Genomic DNA, 21,004 nt, shown 5'->3' with positions numbered 1-21,004 from the left:
CTTACTGCTTGGGCGCGTCCTTCTTGTTAGCGCCTTCGCTGTACGGGTCGAACTTGCCGGCCTTCGCGCCGTCTGTGTACGGATCGTACTTTCCTGCCTTGGCGCCCTGGGTGTACGGGTCGTATTTGCCCTTTTCGACATTCGCCGGCTGGGCCCCCGGGTTGAGTGCGCTGGCGGTGCTGTCGTTCTTGTTAGCGCCCTGCGAATACGGATCGAATTTATCGCCGGCCTTGGCCCCTTGGGTGTACGGGTCAAACTTGTCACCGGCCTTGGCGCCTTGCGTGTAGGGGTCGAACTTCTTCTGGTCGGTCTGCGCGTGGGCCATGCCACTGACGGCTGCCACGACAGCCACCGCTGCCACGAGGTTGAGACGTTTGTACGGCATCTGAAGCTCCTTTCCTATGGGTCGTTTGGGCTGATAGCACAGCCTCGTTTTGAACGTATCCCGATGCCGCCATCACGGTTTGGACATGACCGCAGCGCCGGAAAACCCCCTCTCCTCGCCGTAAGCTATGGCATGCGCAGGCGAAAGTCAACGCACAGGAGTTGCCCGCTTTTTAGGCAGATTGACAAAGATCAGCCGCGTGCATCGGGATGTTTTGGGCGAATCGCGCCGGGCCCCATGATGGCGATCAACGCCATCGTCAATGCCACAACCGACAGGCCCCAGCGCAAGTCCGACCGATGCGCGATCAGCCCGATGATGACGGGGCCGATCAGCAGCCCGACATACGCGAACCGCGCCACTGCTGCAATGCCTTCCGCTGCAGGCACCCCGGGCAAGCGCGATGCGGTAATGAAGAAGATCGGCACCATGTTGGCCGCGCCCACGCCCATCAGCGCGAAGCCGGCCAGCACGGCAGCCGGATCGGGCCACAGCAATGCGAGCAGGATGCCGCCCGTGGCCAGCACACCGCTGGTGCCGAGCACGCGCATGTTGCCCCAGCGCCCGCGCGCGAAATCCCCACCGAAGCGGGCCAGCGCCATGCCGCCCGAAAACGCCGCATAACCGGCACTGGCAATGGCCTCGGGCGATTGCGCAATCTCGCGCATGTACACCGTCGTCCAGTCGTACATCGCCCCTTCGCCAACCAGGCCCAGGAATGCCAGCACGCCGAGCACGAACAGCGTGCGACCCGTGGTCGGGTGCGCAGGCTCCCCTTCGGCATGCACATGGTCCGGCAACATGAACGGACCGGCGCACAGCGCAGTCGCCATGACCACGAGCGCCATGGCGCCGCAGTGCACCGCAGGTGGCACGCCGAGCTCCAGCAGCACGCCGCCCATTGCGGCACCCGCCATGCCACCCAGGCTGAACATGCCGTGCAGCGACGAAATGATGGGCTTGTGATGATTGGCTTCCACCGTGGCGGCCTGCGCATTCATGGCCACGTCAAAACCCGCGTTAGTGATGCCGAACAGCAGCAGCACCGCCAGCAGCGTCGGGTAAGTGGGCATCAGCATCAGCAGCGCGGTCATCACGCCGAATGCCACGCCGCCCTGCACGCTGGCGCGTCGCGTGCCGATGCGCGCCACCCATTTGCCGGCGAATTTCATGGCGAGGATGGCGCCGGTGGCCACCATGAACATCGCCAGTGACAGCGACGCCTCGGACAACCCGAAGCGCGCCTTCACCGTAGGGATGTGGATGCCCCAGGTGGCAAACGTTGCACCGTTGACGAAAAAGAGTGCCATCGTCGCTGCACGCGCCGATAGAGGAAGCCGACGCGGCTGCAGCGCGCCGGCGGACTGAATGAATTCGGAAGACATGAAGGACCGCGGAGAAATGCGATGCGGCGCAAATCGGTCGCGCCGCAAAAGCACCATGCTACCGCGCCCCGCTGAGGAACGTATGAGGCCCGCCCCAAGCGCCATGCAGCGCAGCGCGCACATGCGCTGGGTATGCCGCTTGCGTCACCAGTCAGCAGCATTGCATCCAACGCATCGGGAGACCCGTCATGCCCCGCGTGATCTGGAAAGGCGCCGTCAGCTTCGGCCTCGTCCACATTCCCGTCGCGCTATATCCGGCCACCCGCAGCGACGACCTCGACTTCGACTGGCTCGACCGCCGCACCATGGACCGCGTCGGCTACAAGCGCGTCAACAAGGCCACCGGCAAGGAAGTGCCACGCGAGCAGATCGTGCGCGGTTACGCCTACGAGAAAGACCGCTACGTCATCCTGACCGACGACGACATCCGCGCTGCCAACCCGGTCTCCACGCAGACGGTGGACTTGCTGGCGTTCGTCAACGCGGCGGAAATCCCGTTTCTCTATCTCGACACGCCGTACTTCCTGGCGCCCGACCGGCGCGGCGAAAAGGTCTACGCGCTGCTGCGCGAGGCGCTGGTACGCACACAAAAGATCGGCGTGGCCAATGTCGTGCTGCACACCAAACAGCATCTGGCGGCGCTGATTCCGCTTGGGCCGGTGCTGGTACTGCACACGCTGCGGTGGTCCAATGAAGTGCGCGACTGGTCTGAATTGGACATCCCCGCCGAGGGCGCCAAGGCCGCCAAGCTCACCGCCAAGGAAATCGACATGGCCGAGAAGTTGATCGACGACATGGCCGATACGTGGGACCCAACCGCGTATCACGACACCTTCCGCGACGACATCCTCGCGCTGGTCGATCGCAAGGTGCGCGAGGGCCGCACGGAATCGATCGAACCGGTGGAAGGCGAGCGTGCTGCACCCCGCGCCGACAACGTGATCGACCTGACCGACCTGCTCCGCCAAAGCCTGGCACGACGCGGCAAGGGCAAAGGCGCATCCGATGACGAAGCCCAAGAAGAGGCTGCCCCGCGCAAACGCGCACCTCGCAAGGCGGCCGCCACCAAGACCACGCGCAAGACTGCCGCCCGCAAGCACGCATAACGTAGGGAATCGACGCCATGCCACGCCACCTTGCCGACTACCGCCGCAAGCGCGATTTCACGCAGACTCAAGAGCCCGCCGGCGCACGCCGCAAGGCCGACGAACGCCGTGGGCGCGGCGGCAACGGCGCTTTGCACTTCGTGATCCAGAAACACGATGCCACGCGGCTCCACTACGACTTCCGGCTGGAGCTCGATGGCACGCTTAAGAGTTGGGCCATTCCCAAAGGCCCGAGCCTGGACCCGCACGACAAACGCCTGGCCGTGCATGTGGAAGACCATCCGCTCGACTACGCAGACTTTGAAGGCTATATCCCCGAAGGCCAATATGGCGGCGGCGATGTGATCGTGTGGGACCGCGGTATCTGGCACCCGCATGGCGACCCGCGCAAGGCGTACCGCGAGGGCAAGCTCAAGTTCGATCTCGACGGCGAGAAACTGCATGGCGCGTGGGCGCTGGTGCGCACGCATTTGCGCGCCAGCGGCAGGCAACCCAAAGAGCAGTGGTTACTCATCAAAGAGCGCGATACCCAGGTGCGTGCCGCGTCGGATTACGACATCACGCGGGCACTGCCCGGCAGCGTCATCAGCGGTAAGCACGTCGGCGAGGATGCCCAAGACGCTCCCTCCACAAGCGTGCAACCGCCAGCCGGTGCCGTGCCGGCTGCGCTGCCACGTACGTTGGAACCGCAACTGGCCACGCTGGTGGACGCCGCCCCCACCCACGGCGAATGGGACTACGAAGTCAAGTTCGACGGCTACCGCATCCTCGCGCGCATCGACGGCAACACCATCCGCCTGTTCAGCCGCAACGGCCGCGACTGGACGGCCAAGCTGCCGCGCCAAGCGCGCACACTGCATGCGCTGGGTCTGCGGGAGGCGTGGCTCGATGGCGAGGTCGTCGTGATGGGCGAGCGCGGGGTGCCCGACTTTCAGGCGCTGCAAAACGCGTTTGAAACCGCGCATGCCGAGCACATCGTCTACTACCTCTTCGACGTGCCGTTCTGCAATGGCATGGACCTGCGCAACGTGCCGCTGCGCGAGCGGCGCGCGCTGCTACAGCGCATTCTGGAAGCGGCGCCCGGTGACTTGGACCGTGATGCCGTGCTGTTCTCGGGCACCTTCCACGCAGCGCCGGAAGACCTGCTCGCCTCGGCCTGCAGCATGTCGCTCGAAGGCGTGATCGGCAAACGCGCCGATGCCCCCTACCGCGCCGGCCGCAGCCCCGCGTGGATCAAGCTCAAGTGCGGCCAGCGACAGGAATTCGTGATCGGCGGCTACAGCGCGCCCAAGGGCAGCCGCAGCGGCTTTGGCGCGCTGCTGCTCGGGGTGTATGACGATGCTGGCACGCTGCGCTATGCGGGCCGCGTCGGTAGCGGCTTCAACGAGACCAGCCTGAACGCGCTGCACCACGAGCTCAGCGGCTTGACGATCGACTCGCCGCCCTTCGCCAACCCGCCCACCGGCGCCGATGCGCGCGATGTGCAATGGGTCAAACCCGAGCGCGTGGCGGAGATTGCCTTTGCAGAGTGGACGCGCGAGGGCATCGTCCGCCAGGCGGTATTCCAGGGCTTGCGCGATGACAAACCCGCGCGCAGCATCATGCGCGAGACTGCCAAGCCACCGCGTGCCGCCAGTCAGGACCACCGCAAGGAGACCCGTGCCGTGAGCGCTGCCGAACGCAAAGTCCGACCGGGCGCGGAACGCATTGCCGGGGTGGACGTCACGCATCCGGATCGCGTCATCGAAAAGGCCAGCGGCACCACCAAGGCCGATCTCGCACGCTATTACGCGAGCGTGGCCGATTGGCTGCTGCCGCATCTGCGCAACCGGCCAACCTCGCTCGTGCGCGCGCCGGATGGCATTGAAGGCGAGCGTTTTTTCCAGAAGCATTCCGCCGCGCTGAAGCTGCAGGGCATTACGCAACTCGATCCATCGCTGGACCCGGGGCACCCCCCGCTGCTGGCGATCAACTCGGCCGAAGCGCTGGTCGGCGCCGTGCAGATGGGCACGGTGGAATTCCACACATGGAATGCGCTGGCCGACCGCATCGAGCAGCCCGACCGCATCGTCTTCGATATCGACCCCGACCCGGCGCTGCCCTTTGCGCGCGTGATTGAAGCCACGCAACTCACGCTGGCGATGCTCGATGAACTGGGCCTGAAGGCGTTCCTGAAGACCAGCGGCGGCCATGGGCTACACGTGGTGGTGCCGCTCACGCGGCGGGAGTCTGCCGGCTGGGATCTGCTCAAAGGCTTTGCCCACGCCGTGGTGCAGCACATGGCGGCCACCTTCCCCGACCGCTTCGTCGCCAAGATGGGCCCGCAGAACCGCGTGGGCAAAATCTTCATCGACTATCTGCGCAACAACCGGGGGGCGAGCACGGTGGCGGCGTATTCGATTCGGGCGCGGACGGGGCTGCCGGTGTCCGTGCCCATCCGCCATGACGAACTGGAAGGGGTGCAATCGTCCGCCCAATGGACGCTGCGCACGCTGCCGGACCGGCTCGCCAAGCTCAAAGCCGACCCGTGGGCGGATTACGCCGGCACGCGCCAATCCGTGACCGCCGAGATGCGCAAACGCGTCGGCGCCGATGGCTGACGCGTCACCTGCGGACGGTTCACGCAGAATTGGGCGGTGAATTGGGTGGCGAATTGGGCGGTAAATGGCCGCCTGCTTGTCGGCCGAAGCATGGGGTTGCTGCGTTAACATGCCTGCGTCCGCACATGGCGCCTGCGCATGTGCCCCACTCCGCCCCCCTGCCCGATGGCCCGAATTCGTCCGACCCGTTTGCCGTATCTGTCGCGCTGCGCACTGGCCTGCGCGATGCTTCTCACCCTCACCGCTGCGCCGCCGGCACACGCCAAGAAAGCGAAAGCCCGTGTCGCGCATACCGCAGCCGCCACCGCGGCCCAAACACGCCAGGCTGCGAACAACCCCGCCGGCCTGCCCGCCAATGTGGCGCTGGCGTTTTCGCGCGCGCATATCCCGTTAAGTGCGGTGAGCGTGTTTGTCGTGCGCACGGGCAGCGCCTCACCCATCCTGCAATGGAACGCCGACACGGGCATGAACCCCGCGTCGACCATGAAGTTGCTGACCACCTTCGCGGGGCTGGACATGCTCGGCCCCGACTTCCGCTGGAAGACCAGCGCCTATGCCGACAAAGAGCCGGTGAACGGCACGCTCAACGGCAACCTCTACCTGCGCGGCCAGGGCGATCCGAAGCTGATTCCCGAAGAGCTGGTCAAGCTGGTGGCCGACGTGCGGCGCGCTGGCGTGAACGAGCTGGCCGGCAATATCGTGCTGGATCGCACGTACTTTGAGAGCGGTCTGTCCGAATCGGCACCGCTGGACGGCGACAGCGCACGCGCCTACAACGTGGCGCCCGATGCGCTGCTGTATTCGTTCAAGACACTGACGTTCACGCTCGCGCCAGATGCCGGCAACGGCGCGATCAACATCGACGTGTCGCCGCCGCTGGCGCAATTGCAGATCGACAACCAGTTGCGCGTGACGCGCGGCGGCTGCGGCGATTGGAAGACCAGCTCCGGCGCCAACATCAGCACGCAAACCGACGGCCACGTGCTCGCCAGCTTCGACGGCCGCTATGCCGCCGCATGCGGCGAGCGCGTCTTCAACATTGCCGCGCTCACGCATGCCGATTTCATCTGGGGTGGCTTCCTCGCCCTCTGGCAGCAAGCGGGTGGCACGACGCGCTTCACGCCGGGCCTGCCGGGGTTACGTGAAGGCAAGGTACCGCACCAGGCTGTGCTGCTGGCCACGCACTACGGCCCCACGCTGGCCGAAGTCGTGCACGACATCGACAAGTACTCGAACAACGTGATGGCGCGCCAGCTCTTCCTCACCATCGGCGCGGAGATCGGCCGCAAACCGGCATCAGTGCGCCAAACCACCGAAGTCATCAACCGCTGGCTCGCCAAGCAGAACCTGACGATGCCGGAACTGGTGCTGGAGAATGGCTCGGGCCTCTCGCGCATCGAGCGCATCAGCGCGCGCAACATGGGCCGTCTGCTGCAACAAGCCGATGCCAACCCGAATGGCGGCGTCCTGCGCGATGCGCTGCCCGTGGTGGGTGTGGACGGCACCATGCGCAACCGCCTCACCCGCGCGGGCGTCGCCGGCAACGCCGAGATCAAGACCGGCACGCTCAATGACGTGCGCGCCATTGCCGGCTATGTGGAAGGCGAAGGCGGCGAGCGCTTCGTGGTGGTCAGCATGATCAATCACCCCAACGCCAGCGCCGGCCAGGCCGCACATGATGCGCTGCTGCAGTGGATCTACCAGGGTGCGCCGCGATGAGCCCGCACGTTGCGCTGCTGGGCATCACGGGCACATCGGGCAGCGGCAAGACCACGCTCACCGAAAAGCTCATCGCCCGCTTCGTGCGCGACGGCCGCCGCGTGGCGGCTATCAAGCACACGCATCACGGTTTCGACCTCGATTCGCCCGGCAAGGATTCGTACCGCATGCGCGAAGCCGGCAGCGCCGAAGTCGTGCTGGTGGGCGGCGAACGCCTGGTGCTGATGCGCGAATATGCGAACACGCGTGAGCCTGAACTGGCTGACGTGCTGGCGTTACTCTCGCCCGAGACCAACCTAGTTATCGTGGAAGGCTACAAGCGCAGCAACTTTCCGAAGATCGAGGTGTTCCGCCCCTCACTGGGCCGCGCCCCGCTGTGGCCGGAAATCGGCAGCGTGGTGGCCGTGGCCACCGACGCGCCTGAGGCCGTGGCCGTGCCCGCTGGCGTGGCGGTGCTCGATCTCAACGACGTGGATGCGGTGTATCGGTTTGCTGCACACCAAGTGGCGCAATTCACCAACATGAAGCGCCCTTAACCTTTGCACGGGGCCGCTTGGCTATGATGGGCTGGCTCGGTTTGCGCCAGCCCCCCAATGCTTGTCTAAGCGCGATGAGTGAAAACGCCCGCTTCGTGCGGGCGTTTTGCTGAGCGCCGACCTCAATCAGTGCGTCACACCGTCTGCCCGCAAACGCTGCAGCACATTGCTCGCAATCAGGCGATGGCCGCCCGTGGTCGGGTGTACGCCATCGGCGAACAGGTAGGTTTGATCAGCGCCGGGCGCCACCAGCGTATCGGCCGTGCAGAACAGCGTGCTACCGCCCGCACCTGGCACCAGCGCGTCGATCTTGGCTGGATCGCAGGCCGGCATGTTGGTGTTGACAAAACCAAACTGCGCACCGTTGTAAATAACATCCGCAAATTGCGTGTTGAAGTCGATCACGCGTGCGGTGGTACCCATCAACCCACTCTGCAGCGTCGCGTTGAACGCATTGACCAGTGGCGCATCGGCCGCCGAGCCCGCCGGTGTCAGGCTGCTGTCGGGCAGGTTGAGCACGTAGAGCTGCGTCGCGTTCTTGCTGATCATGTCGTTGACATAGCCAACCAGTTCACTTGCCACCCGTTGCACCTGCGCCATGGCGACCTCCGGCGTGACACCTGAGCCCGGCGTGTTGGCCATGTTGGCCCAATAGAAGACATCGTTGCTGCCTGCAAGCACGAAGACCACGTCGCTGTTGCCATTAAAGGTATGGTCGCTGGCCGCATAGAAATTGGCGAGCTGCTGCTCGACCGGATAGGGAAGCGCTCCGCCGATGTCGGTCACCCGTGCGCCACTCTGCGCGTAGTTGAAGCAACCTGGTTTCGGGCAGGCTTGTATCGCCCCGGTGGCGTCCGCCTCAACCGCTGGCGTGAGTGCCACGCCCAACTGCATAGCCACGGCTTCTGCCCACACGGGGCCGGGGTTGGTCGTGGCTTTGCCGCCACCCACCATGTGCGCCACGGGTGCCCAAGTACCGGAGTCGCTCAGGCTGTCGCCAAATACCACCACGCGCTGGACGTTGGGAACCTCGGGAGCCACAGGCTCAACACCCTCATCTCCGCCGCCACCGCATGCAGCCAAGCCCAAAGCCAGGACCACCGATGCGACGCTCACCCACTTGCGCTGTGCCATCACCTTCTCCTATATGCATTCTCGATCGTGGAGTTGGAACTCCGCGCGCTCAAGGCATATTGAAAAGCACAGCGCGAAAACGGAACAAAACAATTGACAGATGATGAACAGCTCGCGAGCTGGCGCCTGGCAGCAGGTGACCATATGACGCCAATCACCTGTAGGTTTGCCTTCAACCGCCCCTTTTGGGCTCGTTGGCATGCAAACAAGAACGCCCGCACAAGGCGGGCGTTTTGCGGAGTACGGTGTGCGGAATCAGTGCACCAGATTGTCCGCCAGCAAGCGTTGCAACACATTGCTGGCAATCAGGCGATGGCCACCCGTAGTCGGGTGCACGCCGTCTGCGAACAGGTAGGTCGTATCCGCGCCCGTGGCAACCAGCGTATTGGCCGAGCAAAACAGCGAGCTGCCGCCAGCGGTTGGCACCAGCGCGTTGATCTTCGTGGCATCGCAAGCCGGCGTGCTGGTGTTGGCAAAGCCAAACTGCGCGCCATTCTGGATCACGGCCGTCAGCTGCGAGTTGAAGTCGATCACGCGTGCGGTGGTGCCAGCCAGGCCATTCTGCAGCGTGGTGTTGAACGTGCCCACCAGCGAATGCAGCAGCGCTTGGCCCGCTACGCCGCCTGCTACGCCCTGCGGCGTCAGGCTGCTGTCGGGCAGGTTGAACACGTAGAGCTGCGTCGCGTTCTTGCTGATCATGTCCTTGATGTAGCCGACCAGGTCCGTCGCCGCCTGCTGGACCTGCGCCGTGGCGATCGCGGGCGTCACCGTGGTCGGGCTGGCAGCCACGGCGGCCGCCCAGAAGAAGATGTCGTTGTTGCCACCGAAGACGAACACCAGGTCACTGCTGCCGTTGAACGTGTTGTTGCTCGCCGTGTAGAAGTTGGCCAGTTGCTGCTTCACCGGATACGTCAGTGCGCCACCAGCGTGGCCGATGCCGTTCGGGTCCGTCACGCGCGCACCGCCTTGTGCATAGTCGAAACATCCAGCCTTCGGGCAGTTCTGCACCGAGGTGCCGAAACCCATGACGGCCGGCGTGAGCGCCACACCCATTTGGGAGGCCACCGTTTCGACCCACACCGGGCCCGGATTGGTGGTGAACCGGCCACCACCCACAGCGGCTGCCGCCGGCGTGTAGGTGCCGGCATCGCTCAGGCTATCGCCGAACACCACCACGCGCTGCACCTTGACAACGTTGTCGTTACCGCCCTGGTCGGATTCACCGCCGCCGCAAGCGCTCAAGCCCAAGGCCAGGGCCGCCGATGCGACGCCCATCCATTGACGCAACTTCATGGTCTGTCTCCCGTATGGAATTTTTATGATCTCTGGTGCCGCGGTATGTAACTTCGCCGCGCACCTTTGCGGCACGCGGAACGACACAACGACCCAGTGTAGCGAGGTAGACAGCCGTTCGACGAACGGTGGCGCCGGAAGAATTAGAGGCCTGACTCGAACGCGGCGGCGGCGCGACGCAGGCGATCGTTGACAGCCGCCCAGGCGGGCGTGTCGGCTAGGGTTTCCACCCAGATAGCGTCATACCCGCCGCGATCGAGCTCGCGCAGCAGCGCGTACAACGCATTCGCATACGCGGCCGGCGTTGCAGGCGCGGTGCGTTGATCGCAGCCGGCAGGCAACGCAAGCGGCGTGCCCAGCCACACGATGCGCTTGCCGGGCGGCAGCGCTGCAATGCGTGCAGGCACATCGGCGGCGCTCAGCAGATACAGCGGCGTGCGCGGCGCATAGTGCGCCTTCAGCGTGCCGGAAGCACGCGGTGCCGCCGCATCGGGGAGCGCGGGCAACTCGCCCGTCACGCGTTCGATGTCTTCTGGGGTGATGGCGCCTGGGCGCAACAGCACAGGGCCAATGCCCTGGTCCAGGCGCGAGAGATCGATGATGGTCGATTCAATGCCCACGTCCACGCCATCGCCTTCCAACACGAACACGGCATCACCGAATTCATCGCGCACGTGCTGGGCTGTGGTCGGGCTAACCTGGCCGAACTTGTTGGCCGATGGTGCCGCAATGCCACCGCGCCCACGCTTGAAGCGCGAGAGCAGCGCCTGCGCCACCGGATGCGACGGGCAACGCAGCCCGATGCTGTCCTGCCCGCCGGCCACGGCTGCGGGGATGTGGGGCGCACGCTTCAGAATCAACGTCAGCGGACCGGGCCAAAAGGCTCCAATGAGCTGCAGCGCGATGCCGGGCACCTCATCGGCCCAGTAAGAGATGTCCGCCCCATCGACCACGTGCACGATCACCGGATGATTGGAGGGCCGACCTTTGGCCGCGTAGATCTTGGCGATGGCCTGCGGGTTCTCCGCATCGGCGCCGAGGCCGTAGACGGTCTCGGTCGGGAAGGCGACCAGCTCGCCCGCCTCCAGCGCGCGGGCGGCCTCGTCGAGGCGCGCGGCGAGAGGCATCACGTAGGGCGTCTTGGTCCGATGCGGCATGGCGTGGCTCGCGCGTCTTCGTCTTAATCGGGCTGCAGGCCGAGCACGTGTGCAGCGTGGCGGAACGCTTCATCCACCACTTCCGGCGAGGTGCCGACACAGTTGACGTGGCCCATCTTGCGGCCGGGGCGCGCATCGGCCTTGCCGTACAAATGGACCTTGGCGCCGCTGTGGCGCATCACCTCTTGCCACGCCGGTGTGCGCTCCAGACCGTACTCGAACCACACATCGCCGAGCACATTCAGCATGCGCCCCGGCGAGTGCTGACGCGTGCTGCCCAGCGGCAGGCGGGCCATCGCACGCACCTGCTGCTCGAACTGGCTGGTCTCGCACACATCCATGGTGATGTGGCCAGAGTTGTGCGGGCGCGGCGCCATTTCATTGGCCACCAGCGAGCCATCCTGCAGCACGAAGAACTCGATGCACAGCACGCCGACGTAGCCCATCTCTTCCGCGATCATCGCGGCGGCGGCGCGGGTGCGCGTGGCAATGTCGTCCGACACGCTGCGCGACGGCATGATCGTCGAGAACAGGATGCCGTCACGGTGGGCGTTCTCTGCCAGCGGCCACGTAGCGGTCGTGCCGTCGGCGGCGCGGGCGGCCAGCACGGACACTTCGTAGGCCAGCGGCAGCATCTTCTCGAGCACGCATGGCACGTGCTGCATGGCACCCCAGGCGGCGCGCAATTCGTCGATGGTCAAGACGCGCGCCTGGCCCTTGCCGTCGTAGCCCATGCGGGCAATCTTCAGGATGCCGGGCAGCAGGTCGGCGGGCAGTTGCTCGATGTCGGCTTCGTGCTCGATCACCCAGCTTGGCGCGGGGTGGATGCCGGTGCGCGCCGCGCACAGCGCGAAGAACTTCTTCTCGGCGATGCGGTTCTGCGCGATCGACACGCAGTTGGCGCGCGGCGCAACGAATGCGCCAAGTTGCTCCAGACGGTCCAGCGCTTGCGCGGGCACGTTCTCGAATTCGGTGGTCACTGCCGGGCACAGCGCAGCCATCTCGGCCAGCGCGGCTTCATCGGTATAGCCAGCGCACAAGTGGCGCTCGGCGATGGTGCCGGCGGGGCTGCTTGGGTCCGGGTCCAGCACGCACACCTTGTAGCCCATCGCCTGCGCGGCGTGCGTGAACATGCGGCCAAGCTGGCCGCCGCCGAGCATGCCCAGCCAGGCATCGGGCAGGATTGCGTTGGGAACGTTCAGCGCGCGGGATTCCGCGGTGTGGGCTTGCGCCAGGCGCGGGTTCAGGTCGTCGGCCATGAATCAGGTCGTAGGTTGCTTAGGCGCCGTGCACAGGGAGCGTCATGCCGCGTGCCACTTCGGTCTGTTGCGCGCGGAAGGCTTCGAGCTTGTCGGCCAGGGCCGCGTCGGTCGTGGCGATGGTGGCGATGGCCGCCAGCGCCGCGTTGGCTGCACCCGCTTCGCCGATGGCAAACGTCGACACCGGAATGCCCTTGGGCATCTGCACGATGGAGAGCAGCGAGTCTTCGCCGCGCAGGTACTTGGACGGCACCGGCACGCCGAACACCGGCACGATCGTCTTGGCAGCGATCATGCCCGGCAGGTGCGCTGCCCCGCCGGCACCGGCGATGATGGCGCGCAAACCCCGGCCGCGCGCGGCTTCGGCGTAACGGAACATGTCGTCCGGCATGCGGTGCGCCGAGACGACCTGCGCCTCGAACGGAATGCCGAACTGCGTGAGCATGTCCACGGCGTGGCGCATGATTTCCCAATCGGAATTCGAGCCCATCACCACGCCAACGAGCGGAGCAGCTTGGGTGGCCGATTCGTGTGCGGTCATCGTCATCGCTCCAGGGTCTTAACGCAGGGACTCGCCAGTCAGGCGGGTCAGTGCTTCGCGGTACTTGTCGGCGGTCTTTTCGATCACGTCGGCAGGCAACTCGGGCGCCGGCGCGGTCTTCGGCCACGGCTTGCCGTCGATGCGCACGGCTTCGAGCCAATCGCGCACGAACTGCTTGTCGAACGACGGCGGGTTGGTGCCCACCTGGTACGAATCGGCCGGCCAGAAGCGCGATGAATCGGCGGTGAGCGCCTCGTCCATCAGCGTGAGCGTGCCGTTCTCGTCCAGGCCGAACTCGAACTTGGTGTCGGCGATGATGATGCCGCGCGTGGCGGCAAAGTCAGAGGCTTCCTTGTACAGGCGGATGCTCACGTCACGGATCTGCGCGGCGAGGTCCGGGCCGATGCGGCGCTCGACTTCATCGAAGGAGATGTTCTCGTCATGCTCGCCCATCTCGGCCTTGGCGGCGGGGGTGAAGATCGGCTCGGGCAGCTTCTGCGCGTTCTGCAGGCCCGGGGCCAGATGCACGCCGCACACGGCGCCGGTGGCCTGGTAGTCCTTCCAGCCGCTGCCGGCCAGGTAGCCGCGCACCACGGCTTCGACCAGGATCGGCTTCAGGCGCTTGACCACGATGGCGCGACCGCGCACCTGGTCGACTTCATTCGGGGCCACCACGGTTTCCGGCGTGATGCCCGTTTCGTGCGTCGGCACGATGTGGCGCAGCTTGCTGAACCAGAAGTCCGACATCTGCGCGAGCACCTTGCCTTTGTCCGGAATCGGTTGGCCGAGGATCACGTCAAACGCCGACAGGCGATCGGTGGTGACCATCAGCAGCTTGTCGTCGCCAACAGCGTAGTTCTCGCGCACCTTGCCGCGGCCAAGCAGCGGCAGGCTGGTGATCGACGATTCGTAAAGGGCGGACGATGCAGCGGGGTTGTTAGATGCGGCGGACACGGCGGAACCCGAGAGGAGATGAGAAAACGTGGAAGGCCAGCATTATACGTGGCCTGTGCAATGCAAAACGGCTGGCGCAGTGCCAGCCGTTTGCTAGATGTGACGCGAAAGGCTTATTGCACCACTTGCGCCAGCTTGCCGTTCGCGTAGTCAGCCGCCATCACCGACATACCCACCGGCTTGATCTTGCCAGCCTGACCTTCGCAGCCGAACTGGATGTAGCGCGCCTTGCAGACTTGCTTGGCGGCTTCGCGGGCGGGCTTGAGCCATTCGCGGGCGTCGAACTTGTCCGGATTTTCAGCCAGGAACTTGCGCACCGCGCCGGTCATCGCCAGGCGGATGTCGGTGTCGATGTTGATCTTGCGCACGCCGTACTTGATGGCTTCCTGGATTTCCTCGACCGGCACGCCGTAGGTTTCCTTCATCTTGCCGCCGTACTGGTTGATGATGGCCAGCAGTTCTTGCGGCACGGAGGACGAGCCGTGCATCACCAGGTGGGTGTTGGGGATGCGCGCGTGGATTTCCTTCACGCGGCTGATCGCCAGGATGTCGCCGGTGGGCTTGCGCGAGAACTTGTACGCGCCGTGGCTCGTGCCAATGGCGATGGCCAGGGCGTCGAGCTGCGTCGCCTTGACGAACTGCGCAGCCTCTTCCGGATCGGTCAGCAGCGACGAGTGGTCGAGCACGCCCTCGGCGCCGATGCCGTCTTCCTCGCCAGCCATGCCGGTTTCCAGCGAGCCCAGGCAGCCGAGTTCGCCCTCCACGGTCACGCCCACCTTGTGGGCCATCTCGACCACGCGGCGCGTCACGTCGACGTTGTAGTCGAAGTCGGCCGGGGTCTTGCCGTCTTCACGCAGCGAGCCATCCATCATGACCGAGCCGAAGCCCAGGTCGATCGCGCCTTGGCAGATTGCCGGGCTCTGGCCGTGATCCTGGTGCATCACCAGCGGGATCTCCGGGTACGCCTCAACAGCCGCCTGGATCAGGTGCTTGATGAAGGACTCGCCGGCATATTTGCGGGCGCCTGCACTGGCCTGCAGGATGACCGGCGCGCCGGTTTCCTTGGCGGCGTCCATCACGGCCTGGACTTGCTCCAGGTTGTTCACGTTGAACGCCGGCAGGCCGTAGCCGTTTTCGGCGGCGTGGTCCAGCAATTGGCGCATGGAAACGAGTGGCATGGTTTTCTCCTATGGGTCGATCTGTATTCGGGTCTCAGGAACGTATCTTGTTGGGGTAGCAATCTACGTTCCGTCGTGGGCGTCAGGCCTCAGTGCATGCCGACGCGGACAATCTTGAGTGTGTTGGTGCCGCCGGCCTGGCCCATCGGCTCACCGACGGTCAGGACGATGAAATCGCCGCGCTGCACGACGCCGCGCGAAACGAGCAGTTCTTCCGCTTGGTGCAGTGCCTCGTCGCGGTCGGTGCTGGTGGCCAGCGGCAGCGCCTGCACATTGCGGTACAAGGCCATCTTGCGTTGCGAGCCCACGTTGGGCGTCATCGCGTAGATCGGCACGTTGATGCCGTGGCGGCTCATCCACAGCGCGGTGGCGCCGGAATCCGTCAGCGCGGCAATCGCCTTCACCTGCAAATGGTAGGCCGTGAACAGCGCCCCCATGGCGATCGATTGGTCGATGCGGCTGAAGGTCTGTTCGAGGAAATCGGTGTCCAGGTGCACCGGCTGCGACTTCTCGGCTTCCACGCAGATGGCTGCCATGGCTTCGATGGTCTCGACCGGGTAGCGGCCGGCGGCGGTCTCGGCGGAGAGCATCACCGCATCGGTGCCATCCAGCACGGCGTTGGCGACGTCCGACACCTCGGCGCGCGTCGGCACCGGGTTCACGATCATCGATTCCATCATCTGCGTGGCGGTGATCGTCAGCTTGTTGGCTTCGCGCGCGAGCTTGATCATGCGCTTCTGCAGCGCCGGCACCGCGGCGTTGCCCACTTCCACGGCCAAGTCACCACGCGCGACCATGATGCCGTCGGAAGCGGCCAGGATCTCTTCGAGCACACCCGGGCGGATGGCCTCGGCACGCTCGATCTTGGCGATCATGCGCGGCTTGTGGTTGTGCGGTGCGCCCGCCACCACGGCCAGTTGGCGCGCCATTTCCATGTCGGTGGCGTTCTTCGGGAAGCTGACCGCGACGTAATCAGCGCCCAGCGCCATCGCGGTCTTGATGTCTTCCATGTCCTTGGCGGTCAGCGCGGGGGCCGACAGCCCGCCGCCCTGGCGGTTGATGCCCTTGTTGTTGGACAGCTCGCCGCCGATCTTGACGATGGTTTCGATCTCTTCACCCACCACGCGCTCGACCTGCAGCACGATCAGGCCGTCGTTAAGCAGCAGCAGATCGCCAGGACCAACGTCGCGCGGCAGTTCCTTGTAGTCGAGGCCGGCGCGCTCTTGGTTGCCCATTTCGCAACGCGCATCCAGCGTGAAACGGTCGCCAGGGGTGAGCGTGATCTTGCCGCTTTCGAACTTGCCCACGCGGATCTTCGGGCCTTGCAGGTCGGCCATGATGGCCACTTCGCGCCCCACCGAGCGCGCCACCTCGCGCACGAGCTGTGCGCGGTCGATGTGATCCTGCGCGGTGCCGTGCGAGAAGTTCAACCGCACCACATCCACCCCGGCCGCAATCATGCGGGTGAGGATTTCCTGCGTGCTGGACGCAGGGCCGAGGGTGGCGACGATCTTGGTGGCGCGGGTCATGGGCGGCGGTGTCTCGTTGGTGTTTGTTGTTAGATGACGCGAAGCGAAGCAGTGAGCGCGATCAGTCCTTGGCGCGCTGCTCCAGGATTTCCACGGCCGGCAGCGTCTTGCCTTCCAGGAATTCCAGGAACGCACCGCCGCCGGTGGAGATATAGCCCACCTTGTCGGCGATGTTGTACTTGGCGATGGCAGCCAGCGTGTCACCACCACCCGCAATGGAGAAGCCCGACGAAGCCGCAATCGCCTCGGCCAGCACCTTGGTGCCATTGCCGAACTGGTCGAATTCGAACACGCCAACCGGGCCATTCCACACGATCGTGCCGGCAGCCTTCAATTGGTCAGCCAGTTGTGCGGCCGTCTTCGGGCCGATGTCGAGAATCATGTCGTCGTCCGCCACGTCTGCCACATCCTTGACGGTGGCAGCGGCGGTGGCGCTGAATTCCTTGGCGCAGACCACATCCACGGGAATGGGCACCGAAGCACCGCGTGCAGCCATCAGGTCGATGATGGTCTTGGCGTCGCCCAGCAGATCCGGCTCGGCCAGCGATTTGCCGATCTTCAGGCCCGCAGCCAGCATGAACGTGTTGGCAATGCCGCCACCGACGATCAAGTTGTCCACCTTGTCGGCCAGCGATTTGAGGATGGTCAGCTTGGTCGACACCTTGGAGCCGGCCACGATGGCGACCAGCGGACGCTTGGGCTGGCCCAGCGCCTTGCCCAGCGCATCCAGCTCAGCGGCCAGCAGCGGGCCGGCGCAGGCGATCGGGGCGAACTTGGCGATGCCGTGGGTGGTGGCTTCCGCGCGGTGGGCGGTGCCGAAAGCGTCGTTGACGTAGACATCGCACAGCTTGGCCATCTTCTGGGCCAGTTCGTCGCTGTTCTTCTTCTCGCCCTTGTTGACGCGGCAGTTTTCCAGCAGCACGACCTGGCCGGGTGCCACATCCACGCCATCGACCCAGTTCTGCACCAGCTTCACATCACGGCCCAGCAACTCGGCCAAGCGTTTGGCCACCGGTGCCAGCGAGTCTTCCGGCTTGAATTCGCCCTCGGTCGGGCGGCCCAGGTGCGAGGTGACCATCACGGCCGCACCGGCACCCAGGGCGGCCTGAATGGCCGGTACGGAGGCGCGGATACGGGTGTCTTCGGTGATGTTGCCGGCATCGTCTTGCGGCACGTTCAGATCAGCGCGGATAAACACACGCTTGCCGGCAAGCTTGCCTTCGGAGATGAGATCGGACAGACGCAGGACGTGAGGCATGGCAGCAACGGAAGGAATCACGGAAAACGACGATTTTACCCGATCACTCTGGCCTCCTTGCCGTAAAACGGACGAGCGAAACCCCGAGTCCCCTGAATAGGGGAGCGCGCCCATCTTCACAATCCTCCACAAAGTTAGAATGTGCGCACAAACAAACATAAATACGTCGGGAGTTTTCCATGAGCCTAGTGCCAATCCTGGGCCGCACCACGCTGGCGGCCGCCTTGACGACCCTGTTGCTGACCGCGTGCGGCGGCGGCGATGGAGGGGCCACCAGCACCACATCGAGCACCTTGCCGGACGGTGGATCGACCGGCACCCCTGGCGCGCCGACGACACCGGCTGCCGGCCCGCTCACGCTCAACAAGCTCGAATTTGCGCAAACGCACGTACTGCCCGAGGGCGGCCTCACCTGGACGCTGCCCAACACCACGGGCACGCTGCAACTCACGGCTAATCGCGGGGCCTTGGCCCTGGTGTCGATCGGCCAAGCGGATGTGCAGCAACCCAAGCTGGAAGCCTGGCGCAACGGGGCGCTGGTCGGCAGCCTGGTACTGAATGCGCCATCCGCCCTGCCGCCCACCGAATCCAATGGCCGCGCTTACGCAACCGACCGCTGGAGCGTGACTGTGCCCGCCGCTTGGATGGTGCCCGGCACGTCGTTCCGCGTGTCCGCGGCCAACTACAGCGCCAGCACGAGCCACACGCCGAGCTTCGGCACGAACGCCGACATCACGCTGCGCGTGCTGCCGTTCTATCTGTTTGGCGCGAACGATTCGAACACGACGCCGCTGTCGACGGTCAAGACGCCGGACGCGGCTACGCAGCAGGAAATCTTCGCCAAGTGGCCGGTCTCCGCCTTGACGGCGGTGAATCATCCGATCGGGCGCGTGTCGTGGCCCAGCATCGTCATTGCACCCCGTACAGACAGCGCCAACGTTGCACAGCCCGCCTACGTGGTCACGGCCATGAGCCAGCAGAAAGAAGGCTATGCGGTGATGAGCGCCGTGCTCAGCCTCATTCAGAGCCTGCGCAATGCCAATGGTGAAGGGCCGACCAACAACCAGTACTACGCGCCGATCCTGCCGGTGGATCCGGTGACGAACCGGCCGGTGTCGCTCGGCGGTGGCCTGGGAGGTGGCAGCGCGGGCGTGGGCGACCAGAACTACACCGGTGTCTTCATCCACGAGCAAGGCCACGCGTTTGGCCTGCCGCACGCCGGCGATGCCTACACCGCCGGCACGTATCCGTATGCAGGCGGCAGCCTGACGGGCTCGGTGTGGGGTTATGACCCGAACAAGAACCAGTTCCTCGATATCCGCGCGCCGACCACGGCCAGCAGCTATACCAATTGCGCGGGCGGCCACCAGATCGACTCCGCTGGTCGCTGCATCAAGCAAGACCCAATGCAGGGGGGCGCGGGCGATCAATCGCCGGGCTACAAGTTCGCGACGTTCTCGGATTTCAATACGGGGAAAATGCAGGCTTGGCTGCAGGGCCGCATCCTGGTCGACGCGGCCTCGCCCACCGGTTACAGCCAGTGGAATACGACCACCCAGGCGCGCGTCGCCTACACGCCCGCAACCACCAGCAACGGCCTGTACGGCATCAATCAGAATCTGCCGACGCTGAGCAACGTGCCGGTCTACGCCATCGCCATCACCCTCAGCCGCGCGGGCACGGCGGGGGTCTCGCAGATCTATCCGCCGCTGTCGTTCACCGGCAACCTGATCCAGACGTTTGACCCGGCCAGCACCGCCGACCGCGCCGCCATCGTGCCCAACACCGGCACCTATGCGTGGTACTGCCACGCCAGCGGCTGCGATTACACCGTACGCGTGACCTACGCCGACAACTCGCAGATCACGCGGGTGCTGCAAGGCGGCTTCCGTCCATGGTTCGCACCGACGGGCACGCCCGCCGCGAGCACAACCGACCCCACCAGTGGCGACAGCTTCAAGCTGTGGACGATCAACGTGCCAGGCGACAAGGCCATCACCAAGGTGGAGTTGCTGGATACGCCGATGGCGTGGAACGGCCTGCCCGCCACGCCCACGGTGCTACTTAGCCGGTAACACCTGAGGGCGCCGCTGCAAACGCAGCGCGCCCTCTGCGCTGTAAAGCGCCAGCCCCACCCAGATCAGCACGTAGCCGGCGACCTTCGGACCGGCGAACGGCTCGTTGTAGAGCCACACGCCCAGCAGCAGTTGCAGCGTGGGGCTGACGTACTGCAGCAGGCCCAGCAGCGACAAGGGAATGCGCCGTGCGCCCGCGCCGAACAGCAACAACGGCAGCGCCGTCAGCGGGCCGGCCAGCGCCAGCAGCAGTTGCATCCCCGACGATGCGGCCAGGAACGCGTTCTGGTGCTGCGAAGCCAGCCAGCCCAGATAGCCCAGCGCCAGCGGAAACAGCAGCAGTGTCTCCAGCGTCAGGCCTTCCAGCGCGCCCAGCGGCGAGGTCTTGCGCAACAAGCCATACAGCCCAAACGAAAACGCCAGCGCCAGCGCAATCCACGGCAACGTCCCGGCCTGCCACGTCAGCCAGGCCACCCCGCAGGCGGCCAGCGCCACGGACATCCACTGCACCGGCCGCAAGCGCTCGCCCAGCACCAGCAACGCCAGCATCACGACCACCAGTGGGTTGATGAAGTAACCGAGGCTGGCGTCGATCACATGGTCATGGTTGACGGCCCAGATGTACGTCAGCCAGTTGGCGGCCAGCAGGAGCGTGCTTACCGCATAGCGGCCCACCACGCGCGGCTGCTTGCGCAACGCCCACAGCCACGCCCAATGGCGTTTGGCGAGCAGAATCACCACCATCACCGCCAATGACCAGATCACCCGGTGCGAGAGGATCTCCACCGGCGACACCGCCTTGAGCAGCTTGAAGTACAGCGGAAACAGGCCCCACATCGTGTAGGCCAGAAACGCGAAGATGGCGCCGTTGCGCGTGGAAGTCGAGCCCGACATC

Annotated in this window: 17 protein-coding genes; 5 read left to right on the top strand and 12 right to left on the bottom strand. The window is 65.3% G+C overall.

What is annotated here, in order from left to right; all coding sequences use genetic code 11:
- Position 1 precedes the first annotated feature (1 nt).
- Positions 2 to 385: a hypothetical protein gene (locus ACN9M1_RS02690; RefSeq protein WP_426397169.1), complete on the bottom strand. Its 384-nt coding sequence runs from the start codon at positions 383 to 385 to the stop codon at positions 2 to 4.
- A gap of 191 nt (positions 386 to 576) precedes the next feature.
- Positions 577 to 1,770: an MFS transporter gene (locus tag ACN9M1_RS02685; protein ID WP_426397167.1), complete on the bottom strand. Its 1,194-nt coding sequence runs from the start codon at positions 1,768 to 1,770 to the stop codon at positions 577 to 579.
- Positions 1,771 to 1,958: 188 nt separating this feature from the next.
- Here ACN9M1_RS02685 and ACN9M1_RS02680 point away from each other — a divergent pair, with 188 nt between their 5' ends.
- From ACN9M1_RS02680 to mobB, 4 genes are all read left to right on the top strand, one after another.
- Complete coding sequence (locus tag ACN9M1_RS02680) at positions 1,959 to 2,876, top strand: Ku protein (protein ID WP_426397165.1); 918 nt, start codon at positions 1,959 to 1,961, stop codon at positions 2,874 to 2,876.
- A 17-nt stretch (positions 2,877 to 2,893) separates the two neighbouring features.
- On the top strand, positions 2,894 to 5,476 hold the full coding sequence (gene ligD, locus ACN9M1_RS02675) for a DNA ligase D (RefSeq protein ID WP_426397164.1): 2,583 nt from the start codon (positions 2,894 to 2,896) through the stop codon (positions 5,474 to 5,476).
- A 165-nt stretch (positions 5,477 to 5,641) separates the two neighbouring features.
- Entirely contained in the window at positions 5,642 to 7,195 is a 1,554-nt protein-coding gene (dacB, locus tag ACN9M1_RS02670) for a D-alanyl-D-alanine carboxypeptidase/D-alanyl-D-alanine endopeptidase (protein ID WP_426397162.1), read from the top strand.
- On the top strand, positions 7,192 to 7,731 hold the full coding sequence (gene mobB, locus ACN9M1_RS02665) for a molybdopterin-guanine dinucleotide biosynthesis protein B (protein ID WP_426397160.1): 540 nt from the start codon (positions 7,192 to 7,194) through the stop codon (positions 7,729 to 7,731). Before dacB ends, mobB begins: the two co-directional genes overlap by 4 nt.
- A 126-nt stretch (positions 7,732 to 7,857) precedes the next feature.
- On the opposite strand, the gene ACN9M1_RS02660 is transcribed toward mobB, so the two are convergent.
- From ACN9M1_RS02660 to ACN9M1_RS02620, 9 genes are all read right to left on the bottom strand, one after another.
- Positions 7,858 to 8,865, bottom strand: a complete 1,008-nt coding sequence (locus tag ACN9M1_RS02660; protein ID WP_426397158.1) for an SGNH/GDSL hydrolase family protein — start codon at positions 8,863 to 8,865, stop codon at positions 7,858 to 7,860.
- 255 nt (positions 8,866 to 9,120) lie between these two features.
- On the bottom strand, positions 9,121 to 10,158 hold the full coding sequence (locus tag ACN9M1_RS02655; protein ID WP_426397156.1) for an SGNH/GDSL hydrolase family protein: 1,038 nt from the start codon (positions 10,156 to 10,158) through the stop codon (positions 9,121 to 9,123).
- A gap of 143 nt (positions 10,159 to 10,301) precedes the next feature.
- Complete coding sequence (locus ACN9M1_RS02650; RefSeq protein ID WP_426397154.1) at positions 10,302 to 11,315, bottom strand: L-threonylcarbamoyladenylate synthase; 1,014 nt, start codon at positions 11,313 to 11,315, stop codon at positions 10,302 to 10,304.
- Positions 11,316 to 11,338: 23 nt separating this feature from the next.
- Entirely contained in the window at positions 11,339 to 12,574 is a 1,236-nt protein-coding gene (locus ACN9M1_RS02645; protein WP_426397152.1) for a 5-(carboxyamino)imidazole ribonucleotide synthase, read from the bottom strand.
- A gap of 19 nt (positions 12,575 to 12,593) precedes the next feature.
- A complete protein-coding gene (purE, locus tag ACN9M1_RS02640) occupies positions 12,594 to 13,115 on the bottom strand; it encodes a 5-(carboxyamino)imidazole ribonucleotide mutase (RefSeq protein ID WP_426397151.1) in 522 nt (173 codons plus the stop codon).
- A gap of 18 nt (positions 13,116 to 13,133) precedes the next feature.
- Positions 13,134 to 14,069, bottom strand: a complete 936-nt coding sequence (locus ACN9M1_RS02635; protein ID WP_426397149.1) for a phosphoribosylaminoimidazolesuccinocarboxamide synthase — start codon at positions 14,067 to 14,069, stop codon at positions 13,134 to 13,136.
- Between the two features lie 113 nt (positions 14,070 to 14,182).
- Positions 14,183 to 15,247 carry a class II fructose-bisphosphate aldolase gene (fba, locus tag ACN9M1_RS02630; RefSeq protein ID WP_426397147.1) on the bottom strand — a complete coding sequence of 355 codons (1,065 nt, stop codon included), beginning with the start codon at positions 15,245 to 15,247 and terminating at the stop codon, positions 14,183 to 14,185.
- A gap of 89 nt (positions 15,248 to 15,336) precedes the next feature.
- Positions 15,337 to 16,776, bottom strand: coding sequence for a pyruvate kinase (pyk, locus tag ACN9M1_RS02625; protein WP_426397145.1), 1,440 nt, complete (start codon positions 16,774 to 16,776; stop codon positions 15,337 to 15,339).
- Positions 16,777 to 16,837: 61 nt separating this feature from the next.
- Positions 16,838 to 18,034, bottom strand: a complete 1,197-nt coding sequence (locus ACN9M1_RS02620) for a phosphoglycerate kinase (RefSeq protein ID WP_426397143.1) — start codon at positions 18,032 to 18,034, stop codon at positions 16,838 to 16,840.
- A gap of 179 nt (positions 18,035 to 18,213) precedes the next feature.
- Here ACN9M1_RS02620 and ACN9M1_RS02615 point away from each other — a divergent pair, with 179 nt between their 5' ends.
- Positions 18,214 to 20,109, top strand: coding sequence for a M66 family metalloprotease (locus tag ACN9M1_RS02615; RefSeq protein ID WP_426397142.1), 1,896 nt, complete (start codon positions 18,214 to 18,216; stop codon positions 20,107 to 20,109).
- Here the strand turns inward: ACN9M1_RS02615 and rarD are convergent.
- Positions 20,095 to 21,003 carry an EamA family transporter RarD gene (rarD, locus tag ACN9M1_RS02610; protein ID WP_426397140.1) on the bottom strand — a complete coding sequence of 303 codons (909 nt, stop codon included), beginning with the start codon at positions 21,001 to 21,003 and terminating at the stop codon, positions 20,095 to 20,097. The genes ACN9M1_RS02615 and rarD overlap by 15 nt on opposite strands.
- Position 21,004: the final 1 nt, after the last annotated feature.

It is taken from the genome of Ralstonia sp. R-29 (assembly GCF_049913345.1).
Taxonomy (GTDB): domain Bacteria; phylum Pseudomonadota; class Gammaproteobacteria; order Burkholderiales; family Burkholderiaceae; genus Ralstonia.
This window is presented reverse-complemented; position numbering and strand designations above follow the sequence as displayed.

Excerpts from the sequence above, each read along its gene's own strand:
- ACN9M1_RS02645 (WP_426397152.1), bottom strand. The coding sequence starts at position 12,574 with ATGGCCGACGACCTGAACCCGCGCCTGGCGCAAGCCCACACCGCGGAA.
- mobB (WP_426397160.1), top strand. The coding sequence starts at position 7,192 with ATGAGCCCGCACGTTGCGCTGCTGGGCATCACGGGCACATCGGGCAGC.
- ligD (WP_426397164.1), top strand. The coding sequence starts at position 2,894 with ATGCCACGCCACCTTGCCGACTACCGCCGCAAGCGCGATTTCACGCAG.
- rarD (WP_426397140.1), bottom strand. The coding sequence starts at position 21,003 with ATGTCGGGCTCGACTTCCACGCGCAACGGCGCCATCTTCGCGTTTCTG.
- ACN9M1_RS02685 (WP_426397167.1), bottom strand. The coding sequence starts at position 1,770 with ATGTCTTCCGAATTCATTCAGTCCGCCGGCGCGCTGCAGCCGCGTCGG.
- ACN9M1_RS02650 (WP_426397154.1), bottom strand. The coding sequence starts at position 11,315 with ATGCCGCATCGGACCAAGACGCCCTACGTGATGCCTCTCGCCGCGCGC.
- pyk (WP_426397145.1), bottom strand. The coding sequence starts at position 16,776 with ATGACCCGCGCCACCAAGATCGTCGCCACCCTCGGCCCTGCGTCCAGC.
- ACN9M1_RS02680 (WP_426397165.1), top strand. The coding sequence starts at position 1,959 with ATGCCCCGCGTGATCTGGAAAGGCGCCGTCAGCTTCGGCCTCGTCCAC.
- ACN9M1_RS02660 (WP_426397158.1), bottom strand. The coding sequence starts at position 8,865 with ATGGCACAGCGCAAGTGGGTGAGCGTCGCATCGGTGGTCCTGGCTTTG.
- ACN9M1_RS02615 (WP_426397142.1), top strand. The coding sequence starts at position 18,214 with ATGAGCCTAGTGCCAATCCTGGGCCGCACCACGCTGGCGGCCGCCTTG.
- ACN9M1_RS02655 (WP_426397156.1), bottom strand. The coding sequence starts at position 10,158 with ATGAAGTTGCGTCAATGGATGGGCGTCGCATCGGCGGCCCTGGCCTTG.
- ACN9M1_RS02620 (WP_426397143.1), bottom strand. The coding sequence starts at position 18,034 with ATGCCTCACGTCCTGCGTCTGTCCGATCTCATCTCCGAAGGCAAGCTT.
- purE (WP_426397151.1), bottom strand. The coding sequence starts at position 13,115 with ATGACCGCACACGAATCGGCCACCCAAGCTGCTCCGCTCGTTGGCGTG.
- fba (WP_426397147.1), bottom strand. The coding sequence starts at position 15,247 with ATGCCACTCGTTTCCATGCGCCAATTGCTGGACCACGCCGCCGAAAAC.
- dacB (WP_426397162.1), top strand. The coding sequence starts at position 5,642 with ATGGCCCGAATTCGTCCGACCCGTTTGCCGTATCTGTCGCGCTGCGCA.
- ACN9M1_RS02690 (WP_426397169.1), bottom strand. The coding sequence starts at position 385 with ATGCCGTACAAACGTCTCAACCTCGTGGCAGCGGTGGCTGTCGTGGCA.